This is a genomic window from Siansivirga zeaxanthinifaciens CC-SAMT-1, assembly GCF_000941055.1.
Lineage (GTDB): Bacteria > Bacteroidota > Bacteroidia > Flavobacteriales > Flavobacteriaceae > Siansivirga > Siansivirga zeaxanthinifaciens.
Window position 1 is genome coordinate 2,918,734 of record NZ_CP007202.1, and the last position, 14,437, is coordinate 2,933,170.

The 14,437-nt window shown below is 34.3% G+C and carries 10 protein-coding genes; all 10 read right to left on the reverse strand.

The annotated features are described in order from the left end of the window. Nucleotides 1–6: 6 nt before the first annotated feature. The 10 genes from AW14_RS12915 to AW14_RS12960 all read right to left on the reverse strand — a co-directional run bounded on the left by AW14_RS12915 (nt 7) and on the right by AW14_RS12960 (nt 14,431). Nucleotides 7–2,781, reverse strand: a complete 2,775-nt coding sequence (locus AW14_RS12915; protein WP_044639186.1) for a family 78 glycoside hydrolase catalytic domain — start codon at nt 2,779–2,781, stop codon at nt 7–9. A gap of 21 nt (nt 2,782–2,802) precedes the next feature. Next, on the reverse strand, nt 2,803–4,710 hold the full coding sequence (locus tag AW14_RS12920; RefSeq protein ID WP_044639187.1) for a glycoside hydrolase family 88 protein: 1,908 nt from the start codon (nt 4,708–4,710) through the stop codon (nt 2,803–2,805). 197 nt (nt 4,711–4,907) lie between these two features. Continuing rightward, the gene (locus tag AW14_RS15025; protein WP_245617650.1) at nt 4,908–7,061 is read right to left on the reverse strand and encodes a BNR-4 repeat-containing protein; all 2,154 of its coding nucleotides are present in this window, start codon (nt 7,059–7,061) and stop codon (nt 4,908–4,910) included. A 35-nt stretch (nt 7,062–7,096) separates the two neighbouring features. After that, nucleotides 7,097–7,366, reverse strand: a complete 270-nt coding sequence (locus AW14_RS15030) for a hypothetical protein (protein ID WP_052647513.1) — start codon at nt 7,364–7,366, stop codon at nt 7,097–7,099. A 177-nt stretch (nt 7,367–7,543) separates the two neighbouring features. Further along, the gene (locus tag AW14_RS12935; protein WP_044639189.1) at nt 7,544–8,857 is read right to left on the reverse strand and encodes a Gfo/Idh/MocA family protein; all 1,314 of its coding nucleotides are present in this window, start codon (nt 8,855–8,857) and stop codon (nt 7,544–7,546) included. A 22-nt stretch (nt 8,858–8,879) separates the two neighbouring features. Then, nucleotides 8,880–9,194: an L-rhamnose mutarotase gene (gene rhaM, locus AW14_RS12940; RefSeq protein ID WP_044639190.1), complete on the reverse strand. Its 315-nt coding sequence runs from the start codon at nt 9,192–9,194 to the stop codon at nt 8,880–8,882. Nucleotides 9,195–9,199: 5 nt separating this feature from the next. Then, a complete protein-coding gene (locus AW14_RS12945) occupies nt 9,200–11,389 on the reverse strand; it encodes a glycoside hydrolase family 3 N-terminal domain-containing protein (protein ID WP_044639660.1) in 2,190 nt (729 codons plus the stop codon). A gap of 19 nt (nt 11,390–11,408) precedes the next feature. Further along, nucleotides 11,409–12,671 carry an alginate lyase family protein gene (locus tag AW14_RS12950; protein ID WP_052647514.1) on the reverse strand — a complete coding sequence of 421 codons (1,263 nt, stop codon included), beginning with the start codon at nt 12,669–12,671 and terminating at the stop codon, nt 11,409–11,411. Nucleotides 12,672–12,760: 89 nt separating this feature from the next. Beyond that, nucleotides 12,761–13,531, reverse strand: coding sequence for a 3-keto-disaccharide hydrolase (locus AW14_RS12955; protein ID WP_044639191.1), 771 nt, complete (start codon nt 13,529–13,531; stop codon nt 12,761–12,763). Nucleotides 13,532–13,579: 48 nt separating this feature from the next. After that, the gene (locus AW14_RS12960) at nt 13,580–14,431 is read right to left on the reverse strand and encodes a hypothetical protein (RefSeq protein WP_052647561.1); all 852 of its coding nucleotides are present in this window, start codon (nt 14,429–14,431) and stop codon (nt 13,580–13,582) included. Nucleotides 14,432–14,437 lie beyond the last annotated feature (6 nt).

The following is a 14,437-nucleotide window of genomic DNA, read 5'->3' on the forward strand; positions in this document are numbered from 1 at the left end:
TTTGATTTAAAGTTTCGTTTGAAAATTATAGGCACCTGGTGTTGCCAAAATTAATATTGAAGTTTGATTGTTATTAATTAGTTTTAAGTTGGAATTGTTTTTAAAGGTTTTTCCATTTACTTTTAAATCTATCTTATTACCTGATGGAATTGTTATTTCGGCAGAAGTGTTGGGGGGTACAACTACATCTAAACTAAAAAGCTTATTGTTTATTTCCCAAGATGAAGACACTTTACCGTAAGGTGAATTGGTGCTTGCTGAAGCTGACTTTAAAGGCATATTGGGCATTGGGGCAATTCTTATTTTTTTATACCCTGGCTCCAGCGGTGCAAGACCTGCAATACGCTCGTACATCCATTGCCCCACGGCTCCATAGGCATAATGGTTTAAACTATTCATGCTTCCAGGATTATAGCCTTCGGTTTTGCTATAACTATCCCAACGCTCCCACATGGTTGTGGCTCCTTGATTTATGGAGTAAAACCAAGAAGGGTAAGTTTCTTTAAAAAGAATTTCATACATTAAATTTATTTCACCCATATCATCTAAGACCTTAGGTAAAATTGGGGTTCCTAAAAAACCTGTTCGTAAATGGTAATCGGCCATTTTTATTTCTTCTAATAAATGCTTTTGGGCTTTTTGTTTAGTCTCTTCTTTTAACAAATTAAAGTATATGGCTAATAGGTAGCCTGTTTGTGTGCCCAATTCATTTTTAATAGCACCATTGGCATCAAAAAATTCGCGTTCAAAAGCAGTGGCAACGTTTTCATATAATTGCTTATAAGTTGTGGCGTCGTCTGGTTTATTTAAGAGTGCAGCAATTTTAGAAATTAAATGGGCACAATGTGCAAAATAAGCGGTACCAATTAGTTCTTTTGATGTATCGCCTTTTTGTCCATCTTTCCCTGAGATTAAAGGAAAAGGTTGCAACCAATCACCAAAAGAATTCATATGAGAAATGTAATCTTTTGCTTGTGTTTCGTGATAAGCAACCCATTTTTTCATCATATCATAATTTTCTTCAAGTACGGTTTTATCACCTGTTACTGTATAAATATCCCATGGTACAATAACAGCCGCATCTCCCCAACCAGAACTGGCTCTTTTATTCTGTAACACATCTGGAATAATAAAAGGCACCAACCCATCATTATGCTCAGATTGTGTTTCTCTCATACTTTGCAACCAAGCCGTCCAAAACGCATGCGCATTTAAATTAAACATAGAGGTTGGAGAAATTACCTGTGCATCGCCTGTCCAGCCTAAACGCTCATCGCGTTGCGGACAATCGGTTGGAATATCGAAAAAATTACTTCGTAAACCCCAGGTAATATTACTTTGCAATTGGTTAAGTTTTTCGTGTGAAGATGTAAAGCTTCCATTAGTTTCAATGTTAGAATATTGTACAAGCCCTTTTACCCAATCTAGAGACGGTACCTTTGATGCATCAAACCCACTTAATTCTAAATATTGAAACCCGTGAAATGTAAATTTTGGTGACCAAGTAATTGTTTTGTCTTCTGCTGCTACATAATAATCGGTTGACAAAGCTGAACGGTAATTAGCGGTATAGAAAGAACCATCTGGAGCTAACATTTCTGAAAAACGAATTTTTAAAGTGTCGCCCTTTTTCATGGGGACATTTACCAAAGGAACACCTAACATATTTTGTTTAAAATTGTAAACCACAGAGGTATCAGTCTTTGTTAGAATTTCGACTGGATTTAGTGTTATGTTATGTGTTACAGTTTTATGTCTTTTTGGTTCTAATTTAATGGCCTCATCTAGTGCTTCAACTTGAACATTTTCCCATTTTTTATCATTAAAATTATTGGTTGTCCAATTGGGCATCTCTAAATTTGCATCATACGTTTCACCATCGTAAATACTTGCTAATCGTATGGGTCCGTTGGTAGTACCTCTCCAAGATTGGTCTGAAATAATGACTTGTTTAGAACCATCCTTCAATTCAATTTCAAGCTGACATAAAATTTTTGGTGAAGCAAAATTATTATACACCGAGGTACCTCGGCTTATTCTACCCGCATGCCAACCTGTTGCCAATTCTACGGCTAAGGTATTTTGTCCAGATTCTATAAATTTGGTTACATCGTAAGTTAAGGTTTCAATGCGCTTGTTATACGGTGTCCAACCCGGAGGCATCACATCGTCACTTACGTTTTCACCATTTAAATGCACATCAAAAACGCCTTTTGCAGTGATATAAAGTCGTGCAGAAACCACCTCCGAAGACAATTCAAATCCCTTTCTTAAATATTGTGGTCTGTGCATTAAAAATTTACGCACGCCTTTAATACTGTCTTTGGCGGTATCTAAGCCAACCCATTGCGCTTCCCAATCGCTATTTTTTAGCAAGCCTAATTCGAATGAATTGATTTCACTGTATGCTGAAACTTCATCATCTTGATTCCAGTAACGCACCTGCCAATAAACCTTTTGACGAGAATTTAACTTGGTGCCACCATAGTTTATCCATACCGATTGATTACTTAATTGCTTTTTTGAATTCCATAAATCTGGATTGTTTGGAAGTAATTTTGGGTTTGAAGCTACCACGATTTGATATGCTGATTGACTTTTTACAGTTTTAGAAATGGGTAATTTCCAAGAAAACGTAGGTTGGTCATTATAAAACCCAATGGGGTTTTTAAACCCTTCTGAAACCACTAATTCTTTAGGATTTAATAGTTGTTGCGCACTGCTTGAAAGTGTTACTAAAAAAACGAATGCAATAAGAATTGAAAGCGGTTTAAATATCATTTTTTTTTTGAATATTTTTTTTTAGATAACTTGAATGGAACATACAACCTCTTTTATGCCTTCTGGAAAAGCCACCATAATTGGTACTACTTCCATCCCCGGAACCTGATTGAATATGCGCTCTTTCTCAGATTTTTTAATTGCTAAAGGCACATTGGATTCCAAAACCACTATTCCTTCTTTTTTATGAATTTCAATTTTAGTATCTGAAACTTTTACTACTTTTTCACCTGTTGGCGAAATAATAGGCAACACTAAAGTATCGCCGTTTGCATCTGAAGCTGTTCTTAATGCTTTTATGGTTGTTTTTTCTTTATTAAATGCATAATTAAGTGTAAATGCACCATCTAAATTTAATGTTGCTTTATCTCTATCTGTAAGTATTGTATTGACAGAAAAATTGATTTTTCCATTGGAGTCTGTCACCGAAACTTTTGCTTTTAAATCTTGTATATTGGTATACCAAACATTATTAACAATACGTTCTACACGAGGTGTTAAACAAAACTCTTCACCTGGCTGTGGTTGCTGATTGTATGGTTCTACTTCCATATATTCCACCATACTTGCTGTAAATAATGGTCCCACTTTTTCGTGCCATAATACCGCTAACGAACCGCCCGTAGCTGCAACTGAATATTTTTTCTTCCAAACTTGGTCATAACTAGACACGGTACTTCGCCATGGACCTCTAGCACCTAACCAAACATCGAGTTCTGGAAAATGTTTTACCCCATCATTCGCTTTTCTTGGAATAGGAGTTTTCTTGTTTACATTTTTTAATTTTTTAGAATTGTCTAATACAAACGCGACATTTTTAGCATGCGCAAACGTATGATGCATACAAGGTTTTTCTCCATAAGATTCGTAATGTAACCCACCTGCCAATAAACCGTTTACTGTACATCGTTGTAATAATTCGGTACTTAAAATTGCTGCCGTACCAAAAGCAGGGTTTCTATCGGCTAATAAGGTAAAGGCTGGCTGGCAACCATCGGTCGTTCTGCTTCCCCAATAGGTCCATTTGTTTTGGCGCGTACCAAAACTATTATCCCAAGCGCCATCTGGTAACATAAATTCTAAATGGCCATTTAAAGACTCTGTAAGTAATTGTATTAACTTTTCATCTTTTTTATGCACGGCATATTGTACAACAGCATTTAAAGACTCCTCGACATTATAGCCTATATCAATTGGAAGTAAACCTTTTTCGCTTTTTTCATCATCGGGATGATCTTCACCATAAAGTAATTTATTAGGCTCGGTTAAATATTTAGGAATTAAAAGTGCTAACTCATCACTTCTTTTTATATATTTTTCTTCATTAAAATAGTCACCTAAAAATGACAGCGCATAAATGGCGGTAAACCGGTAATTGATATGGCTGAAATGGTCATCATATTTTAAATAAACGTATTCGATAGCTCGTTTTAAACGCGCCTCCCATTTTTGCTTCATTTCATTTGTGAATAAATGCCCGTGATGATGCAGGGCTTCACCTAAAGCAATAGACCCAAAAACAGTTGTTCCATTCCAGGATTTAGGGTCCAACATATTAGTCCAACTACCATCTGGTAAATCAACGTTTACCGACCAGTCCATTAATTTTATGGCAGCTTCGAGATATTTTTGGTTGCCTGTTTTATCGGCCATATACATTAATGGATAAACAGCATCGGAACAACGCCCATGAATATCCTCGCAGGCATGACAATATAGTGCACCGTGAGTTACTGGATTATTTAGATCGTTAATTTGATCGCGTACCATGGCATCACACCACGTGGTTAATAACTTAAATGATAACGCATCAAAGTCACTAGACAATATTAATTCTCTTTGTTTTTGACTACCTCCACAAGCATATACAGGCAATAGTAAACTAGCGCTACCTAACGCCGTTAAATGCATAAATGAACGTCTTTTCATATTTTAATAAAATTATTTTTTTTGTTTGTGCTATAAAAAATAAAGATATGCTTGTAACATTAAAATTCTATCCTGCTCTAGTTGGGTTTAAAAATATAGTATTATTGAAATCTCTTAAATTATTAAAATCTAATGAAATAAAAAAACCTGCGAAGCTATCTTCACAGGTTTTATAAAAAACACTTAATTTTAATACTCTATCTTACAACAAATTTTGTGTTGTAAGATTGACTATCACTGGTTACTTTTACAAGATACATTCCTGACTTAAATCGTCCATCATTTTCTATCAGTATTTTACCGTTGTTAAGGGTATTTCTATAAATTATTTTACCTAACATGTCGCTAATTAAAATACTAGCTTTTTGCGCATTATTTAATGCTATAGTAAAACTTTTACCCACTGGATTTGGGAATACTTTTAAAGATACTTTTTCAAATGTTCTTTCATCAATACTTAAGGTAGTAGATTCTACAATCCATTTAGACCTATCATCTGAATTTAAAACGTGTTCTATAATGCCGTTAACATTGTGATATATATAATTAGATCCATTTCGTGTTTGGAATTGATATGTACCATCTGAACTGTTATAAATCACGGTGAATTGTTTGTCAACATCTGAATTTGGGGCAGAAAAACCCGTATTTATAATATCGTTTGCTGGAGTACCAGCTGCTCTTAAAACACCTCTATCCGATCGTTTGCTTTCAATATTATAATAGGCTCCAACTTTCACAAATTCCCATTCTTTATCACTAGGTACAACATCAATGCCATTATCACTCTCCAATACATCTGAACCTACGGAATGAAGATATTTGCCCGTAACGAAATTCTTGATACGATACTTAGCTCCTGTTAAATCGGTTGGATCGAAAACTTGAAAATTAACTGTGATTTCTGGAGAAGAAACACTAGCATTACTAGCGTTGTAAGCTATCGCCTGAACGCTATAATTACCAGGCGCACTCGGCGTCCAATCTAATGAATATAGTGGAGCTGTATCTTCGCCATAAAGAATACCATTTACTTTAAACTCTACTTTAGAAATACTACCGTTTTCATCGACCGCATTTGCAGAAAGCGGAACTGTATCTCCAACATTATAAACACCTCCATTACTGGGCGAGGTAAGAGAAACTCTAAAAGGATCCTGAACAATGCCCAAATCGATTACTTGAAGGTAAAGGGGTTGCGCATTTCCGGTTAACTTTTGCATCAAATAGTAATACAATTTACCATTTGCTATGTAAATTTGACCATGATCAAAAACTTTACCAGAGGTAGCCTCATAAATTCTTGTAAAATTGTTGGTACCGCCTTGGGCTTTTTCAACATAAACACGACCTGCAGAAGTTAAACCGATGATAAAAATATCATTACCAGAAGTGTAAATTTCATCGGCACCCGAAAATGCTTCTGAGGTAGTAAAATTAGTAGCTCCGGCGGGTTTGTATGTATGTAAATTTTTAGTTACACTAAATTGATTATCTCTAACCCTACTAATTATGTGAACATCACCCTGTTCGGTAACGGTCCAATCAAAACCACTAACAATACTAATGGAATTTGCATTGGTACCTTGAACATAATCACCTGGTTCCATTACTTTTATAAAATCTGCATCGTATAATGGTAAGGAAAAACTTTGCCCTTGGTGGTTTTTCCAACCTGTGAATCCGTTTTGATCATCAGAATACGCATAATAAACTCCATTTTGGTATTGATATTTATCGCTATTATTGGAAGATCTTCTTTGAAAACCAATACGCATTTTTCCGTTTACATATTTAATATCACCGTAAAGTCCCCAATTATAAGTTATCCCTGGTTGATTCTTGGCATTTAATACATTGAAGTGTGTAAAACTAGACCAGGTCGAAGTATTGGCATTGTATTTAGAAAATTTATATGCACCATTATTATTCCCTCCTTCACGCATGTACATAAATAAATCTCCAGAATCATTTAAGAAAAATTTAGGGTATGTAAGCGCCGAAAAATTATTGTAATCTACACCGCCATTGAGGCTTAAATGCTTGTAACCTCCGTTTGAATTTTGCACAAACTTATCTAAGGTAAAGTCTGCATCAGGAAGTGCTGCAGCATTTGCTATGGAATAGGAATATCTAAAATAATCATTACTTAAACTACCATCTGAAGGTCTTGTATTGCTGTAAGAATGCATATCGTACAATAAATGAATGGTACCATTTAAAGGGCTTACACCTACTGCTATAGTATTGTGAGACTCTCCAATCCAATATCTGTTTTGATAGCCGGTGTGACGATGCGGAAACTCGATAGTTGCCAAGGTACCTGTAATAGTATTATAACGCGTTAGCATCACGTGTCTATCGTCTTTGCCTCCACGATACCACGTTATAAAAACATATCGTTATACGTTTTTATACAATCGCCATGGGCAGAAATATTTCTACCAAAAAAATAGTCGTAAGGAGCTGAATCTCCTGTATTACTAGCGCTTCCAGAAACCTTATTACCATCAAAATGTAAACCAAAGTCGGTAATTTTTATTTCGCTTTCTAGAACAACCTGAGCCGATGCGATAGAATAAAAAAGAATAGATACATATAGCCAAGAAAATTTAAATACATGGTTATATATACTTTGAAAATAATTATTTTTCATTTTTTTAATTATAAAAATCTTAAATAAGAATATAACCTCTGTCCTGTTCTGTATGCTTTAAACTATTTATTGATTAATAAAAAAATATTTTTGATTTGAGTGATTAAGATACATTTGAAAATAAATTTATTAATTAACAAATATTGATACGAAAAAAATATCCCCAATCTTTTAAATTTAGTTATAGTTTCTAGGTTCTCTTTTTCTGGCTTTATTAGCTAATCGATTATTTTTAAATTTTTCCTTAACAGGATTCCAATGTAAAGTTTCGTTTAGTTCGTATGCAATATTAGCTATATTACATATACTGGCTGATCTATGGCCAGTTTCAACATCACAAATTGGAGATTTTCTAGATTTTATAGCAGAAATCCAATTTTGGTAATGATTTCCTTTATCTTTAAATATAGATTCTAAATCTTCATTTGTGTAAGAAAGTATGCTTGTTGGATTGGTTTCTAAATATGATCTACTAACATCCATGGTTCCAAATTCTCCTATAAAACGTACACCCCAACCACGACCAAAATCTTCATGTACCATTTCTACACCATTTTCATAGTACATTTTCAAACCTCTCAGGGCTTTTGGATCTTTAGGGGGTATGTAAGTTATTGGACCTGTAGTATCCATATCTAAACACCATTGGGCAATATCAAACATATGCGCTCCCCAATCTGAAAGTATCCCTCCTGCGGTTTCTTTATAATCTCGCCAATTAGGATATGCTTTTACAATTTCAGGAGCAACCTGTGTATTATACGGCAATAATGGTGCTGGCCCACACCACAAATTCCAATCTAAGCCAAAGGGTATTGATTCCTGCGGTAAATCGTAAGGTTTTGCTGGATCTCCAACATTTACAATCACTTTTATAATTTTTCCTAATTGTCCACTTCTTACAATATCTTTAGCTTTCACAAAACGTTTCCAAGAACGTTGCATACTTCCTACCTGAAGTACAGTTTTATTCTTTTTAACCGCATTAACCATGGCCCTTCCTTCATAAATTGTATTGGTCATTGGTTTTTCGCAATACACATCTTTACCAGCATTCATAGCATCAATAGATTGTATGCCATGCCAATGATCTGGTGTAGCAATGACAACAGCATCAACATCGTTTCTTGCTAAAAGATCTTGATAATTGGTATAGGTATTTATACCATTATAATTAGCTGTATTTCTTTTTTCAGCATAATAACCCTGCACAACATTTTTAAACCAGTCTTGTTTAGACTTCCAAACTTCTGCACCAGCAATAATTTGAACATCTGTATTTGAAATAAAAAGATTGGCCAAAATACCTCCTTGCTTACCTAAACCTATAAAACCTAAATTAATTTTATCACTAGGCGCTATAAATCCCTGACCTAATACATAACGTGGGATTATACTAATTCCACCCAAAACAAGAGATGATTTTTTTATAAAATTTCTTCTTGATACGGCTGTAATATTTTTATTTTTTTGGGTATTTAGTTTAGTCATGGCTATTATTTAATTATAATCATTATGGCATATAAAACAATTCTTGTAATGGTATTGAAACTGGCGAATTATCTTGGTTTACTTCCATAATATCTGCCATAAAATCCCACCATTTTTTTACAATAGGGTTTTGGGCTAAATCTTGAGATCCCCCTTCACCAGAAACTTTTTGAAATGCAAACAGCGTGTTAGTTTCTTCATCTAAAAAAATAGAATACTCACTTACGCCATTATCTTTTAACAGTTGTTTTAGTTCTGGCCATATCTCATTATGACGTTTGGTATAGGCATCTTTTTGCCCTTCATTCAATTTCATTTTAAAAGCAAGTCTTTTCATTTTAATTATTTAACATTTACATTTATTGTTTTAATGGTAGCTCCTAGAGTTTCACTTCTTTTACTGGGAGATGCATTGCCTACAATTATTTCGGCAAGTCCTTTGTGTTTTTTATTTTTCCCTTTTTTATCAATGTAATTAAAGAAATTAGCATCTATCAAAAAGTTCATTTTTACCGACTCATTAGGCTCTAAGTTTACACGTTTAAAGTTTTTTAAAGAACATAATGGCACACCCTCTGTGTTACCTTTTAAAGAGACGTATAATTGAATTACTTCCTCTATTTTAAAGTTTCCAGAGTTTGTTAGTGTAGCCTCTACCAATTGTGATTCATTTTTCTGAATTGTTTTTGAATTGATAGTTAGACTATCGATTTTAATGTTGGAATACGTAAGTCCAAATCCGAAAGGATATTGAGGTTCTTGCAACATATACTTATAGGTTCTGCCCTTCATGGAATAATCGTTGTAAGGGGGTAATTGTTTAATGTTTTTAGGAAAAGTAATAGGTAATTTTCCTGAAGGCGAAATATCGCCAAAAATAACATCGGCTATGGCATTACCACCTTGCTCGCCAGGATACCAGGCATAAATTAGAGCATCTACCAACTCGCTTACCTCGGTTAAATCTAGGGGGCAACCTGCAAAAACAACTCCAATTAATGGTTTGTTATGTTTACCGCGCATTTTTCTTAAATAAGCCATTTGATTTTCTGGTAAGGCCATAGATATATTATCGCCTTTATCTATAGAACCTATGGCTTCATTCTCTTCACCTTCCATCACAATTGTTAAACCCAACCCTATTATTGTAGCATCAGATTTGCTTGCTAAATAGCTAAAATCATCTCCATTGTTATTATTAGTATGATTTATTAAGGTACCTGCTCTATATTGCACCGAAGTTATGGGCGAAACTTTCCCCATAACACCTTCAAGTAGTGTCACAAGGTTATCATTGAGGCCATAATAATTTCCAATTAGCGTTCTAATATCGCCCACCAATGGACCGCTTAAATATAATTGCTTAATGTCTTTTTTTAGTGGTAACACACCATTGTTTTTTAATAGTACAATCGATTTTTGAGCCACCTTTCTAGCTAAGTCTATATTTTCCTTAGAATGAATTTCTTCTAAGCCTATTGTAGCATATGGATTATCTTCAAACGAATCAAACATGCCGAGTTTAAATCTCGTTTTTAAAAGTGGTCTCAATGCATTGTTTAAATCTTCTTCAGTTACTAATCCTTTCTCATAGGCATCTCCTAATTTTTTATAAGTATTACCACAATTAAGATTCGTACCGCTTTTTAATGCTAGTGCGGCAGATTCTTCGGGAGAATTGGTCAAACCATGGCGTTGGTGAAAATTTTTTAGGGCTCCACAATCACTTACAATATGTCCCTGAAATCCCCAATCGCCTCGTAATATGCTTTGTAATAATGTTGGACTTCCGCAACATGCTTCATTATTGGTTCGATTATAAGCACACATTACAGCTTCAACACCTACATCGATACAGGCCTTAAAAGCTGGTAAATAGGTTTCATATAAATCTTGTTGATTAACTATGGCATTAAATTGATGACGTTCTGCTTCTGGGCCGCTATGTACAGCAAAATGTTTCGCGCAAGCGGCTGTTTTTAAATATTTTGGATTATCACCTTGCATACCTTTTATAAAAGATGCACCAATTTGACCCGATAAAAAAGGGTCTTCTCCATATGTTTCTTGGCCGCGTCCCCAACGTGGGTCTCTAAATATATTTACATTAGGACTCCAAAAGGTTAATCCCATATATCTAATAAAATCGCCGTTATTTTTAATTAAATAATTGTTAACCGCACGTGCTTCGTCTGAAATGGTACTTCCTACTTCTTGAATTAAATTACGATCAAACGTTGCTGCCATTCCTATAGCTTGTGGAAAAATAGTTGCTTTTGCCGAACGTGCTAAACCATGCAAGGCTTCGTTCCACCAATCGTAAGCCTTTATATTGTAACGATTAATTTCATCGCTGGCGTTTAATAATTGACTCACTTTCTCGTCAAAAGTTAAACATCCAATTAAAAGTTCTACCCGCTCATTGTAACTTAATTGAGAATTCAACCATGGCTTTGTATCGCAATTTGATTGTGATTGACTCCAACCTACAAATTGAAAGGCTACAAAAAACACCAAACAATATTTATTCATAATTTTTATATTTTTTATTTTATTGGTATTCACATGGATAAAGTAATGAGGTTGTACTTGTATTCTTAGCATTGCTTAATTTACAAAATTCTGGTATTTCAAAGATACTTCCGGCAAAGGTGAATAAGTTATTAAGTGATGTTTTAGCTTTTTCAAAATCACCTATTTGTTGATAATCCCATTTTTTATCTTCCAGTACATACGGTTTTAAAAATTGAAACGCCATTTGAATACTTGCACCATTATGAGCTTGATAATTCCACAAATCAACATTAAGTTTTTCACCAAAATAGGCTAGCTGTGTAAATCCTTTTAAATTCATTGTACTGTAAGATAAAGCTTTTGTTCTGGCTAATTCATGTGGTTGTTTACCGTCCTTTTCTATTTGCGTGGTAATTCGTTTATCTTTAACCTCTTCTAAAACCAGTTTTGCCTCATCGATCCTATTTAAAAACATAAGAATACTTACTACTTGCACATCGTAGTAAACAGCATGATTGTTTTTGGTATTTTTCTCAAAAAGTCCGTTTTCGCTAGTTTGAAGCCAATATAAGTAGGCGCTAAACCAATCTCGTAAGGCTGTACTTGTATTAATATCCATTGCACCGTTTAACTCTAGAATTTCAATAGCTGTTATTATATTGGTTAATCCTGCAAATTCAATAATTCCAATACCTCTACCTGTATTCAATCCAGGAATTCCTTGAGCAAAATTAAGGTTCGGATTCATTTTAGTTTCCTCATTTAAGAACCAGACTTTTAGTAACTCGAGACACTTTTTGGCATATTTTTGTTTGTCTGAAAAAAAATACGCTAAAGCGAGGTTAAAGGTGTTTTTAAACATGTCGCTTTTTACCGCTTCGTCTGTGGTATTTTTTCTGGTAAGTGGATTAATTTCACCATCCCTTCTTATCCAAGGCAAACCATCTGGCTTACTAGGATCTGGCCACCAATAAGGGCCAATTGACAAATAATCATGTTTATTTCCACTTGGAGGAGTTTGTGTTTTTTGAACCACCGAAAAAACACCTTCTCTTTGTGCTTTATTTGCACTTTTTATTAAAGCTTTATATAAACCCGAAAATTGAGGTGTATGTATCTTTTCTTTTACCTTGCTTATTTTGCTATAATTATAAACCGTTAAATTAGTTTTTAGCGTATCATTTATTTTATATGGTTTAGCAATATTTTGAAATGGCGTTGTAGTTTTTTCTATACTGTTTATTTCAACATTACCAACCAACAAAATTAATGACGTTATTTTAAGGATATTTAATATCATAATTAATTTTATAATTTAATGAAATTATAATTACTAAACTAAAAGTTAAAATATAGACAGGTTTGTAACGTTTGGTTTAAAAACAGTTTCTAAAGTAGTTTTAGTTTAATATTTCTATATTCAACTTTCATGGGTGGTCCAACATGCACTTGCACTCCTATATACCCTTTTAATGATCTATTTATTGTATCGGCATCTGTAACTTCACTCATTAAAGTTCCGTTTATATAATGCTGTAATTTATTACCATTAATTATTAAATGAACCTGATTCCAATCATTATTTTTAATTTTAGCCTTTAATGAATGAGGTGCTCCTAATGATTCTATTTCATCTCTGATTAGCCAACAATTATTTTTAATATTAGCCCTTAAATTACCTGTTGAATCAGGGTTATTTTGGGGATTTATTAGCACTTTTTCTCCACGATAAGCTAAAGTAGTTCTTTTTTTCTCTTCATAATTCTGTCCGGTATAGCGTTGTTTTCCATCAATATCACATTGATAACCTCGAAGTGCATAAGGAATGGTATCTAATAGCTCACTTCTGTAATTGACTCCACTATTGCCAGCTTCTGAAATTCGATATTCCAATTTAAGTTCGAAATTTTCAGGCTGTCCACCTTGCCAAATAATAAAAGAGTTCTTTTTAAGCAGTGTTTCGGGTGTAACGATTCCAACCAAATTACCATTTTCAACATGCCAATAACCAGGATCGCCTTTCCAGTTTTTTAAGGTTTTACCATCAAATATACTTATAAAATCTCTATCTGTTTTTTGAATTTTATGTTCTTGTTTATTTACATGACATGACAATAAAAAACAAAAACTTATTAAACAAATTAGTGTATTGTACCTCATTCTATTTTATAAATTCATTTATAAACTACAATAGTAAAAAACAATTGCCTATTTTGGATTACTACTTACATAATCAACCAAAAATGATTTTACAGTCTCAACGCTTCCTGCATTTAAACCGGTAGTTACATTAGCGCCTGTAATCCAATACAAAACCATACCAGCATCGGAACAATCCCAATAACCTTTTTGAAACTTAACCACATCATCTATTTCGGCCATTTTACCCATTACCCAAATCCACTGTATACGATCATCGGAATGGTTCATGGCCCAGTCCCATTCTGTTTTCTTGACTTTTAAATTAATGTTCTGATCTGGGATGCGTACTTCTTCAACACCAAAATCTAGAATGTCTTGCCACTTGTAAAAATCGCCTGCATTATCGTTAGCCGGATGATGCGTAATTACCTTTACATATTTGAGTTTTTCTTTTTTTGAAGCTTTTAAAGCAAAGCCAATAATATCGGGTTCTCCTGCCTCTACAATCCAGAGAGGATCTTGCTCTGTGGATGCGTTTATGGCTTTTACCAAATCTTTAATGGTCTGGTCTGTTTGCCATTTAGCATCTAAAAACGTAATATGCTCAAAACCGCCCCAACGTCTGGCCGTACCATCGCAAGCGGTTTGCATCATGGCATGACGCTCTTTCTCGGCCGCTTCAGAAATTCTATGAAGTACCACTAAATCGCAACTATGTGAATAATGTACTAAACGATTTTCTAGACCCGCTGCACGTAATAATGCTAAAGAAACAGCGGTGCCACCTAAATCATCTGGGTCTGGTGAATTACCATCGGCCACAACAGCGATTCGTCCTGCTGGTGGATTTATCACTTGAGCAAATGCAAACGAAATACTAAAAAGAATACTAACTACAGGTATTATTGATTTATTCATGTTTAA

What these genes read in the sequence shown, in the direction of transcription:
- AW14_RS12915 (WP_044639186.1), bottom strand. Translation starts at nt 2,781, where the DNA reads ATGATATTTAAACCGCTTTCAATTCTTATTGCATTCGTTTTTTTAGTA.
- AW14_RS12920 (WP_044639187.1), bottom strand. Translation starts at nt 4,710, where the DNA reads ATGAAAAGACGTTCATTTATGCATTTAACGGCGTTAGGTAGCGCTAGT.
- AW14_RS15025 (WP_245617650.1), bottom strand. Translation starts at nt 7,061, where the DNA reads ATGCTAACGCGTTATAATACTATTACAGGTACCTTGGCAACTATCGAG.
- AW14_RS15030 (WP_052647513.1), bottom strand. Translation starts at nt 7,366, where the DNA reads ATGAAAAATAATTATTTTCAAAGTATATATAACCATGTATTTAAATTT.
- AW14_RS12935 (WP_044639189.1), bottom strand. Translation starts at nt 8,857, where the DNA reads ATGACTAAACTAAATACCCAAAAAAATAAAAATATTACAGCCGTATCA.
- rhaM (WP_044639190.1), bottom strand. Translation starts at nt 9,194, where the DNA reads ATGAAAAGACTTGCTTTTAAAATGAAATTGAATGAAGGGCAAAAAGAT.
- AW14_RS12945 (WP_044639660.1), bottom strand. Translation starts at nt 11,389, where the DNA reads ATGAATAAATATTGTTTGGTGTTTTTTGTAGCCTTTCAATTTGTAGGT.
- AW14_RS12950 (WP_052647514.1), bottom strand. Translation starts at nt 12,671, where the DNA reads ATGATATTAAATATCCTTAAAATAACGTCATTAATTTTGTTGGTTGGT.
- AW14_RS12955 (WP_044639191.1), bottom strand. Translation starts at nt 13,531, where the DNA reads ATGAGGTACAATACACTAATTTGTTTAATAAGTTTTTGTTTTTTATTG.
- AW14_RS12960 (WP_052647561.1), bottom strand. Translation starts at nt 14,431, where the DNA reads ATGAATAAATCAATAATACCTGTAGTTAGTATTCTTTTTAGTATTTCG.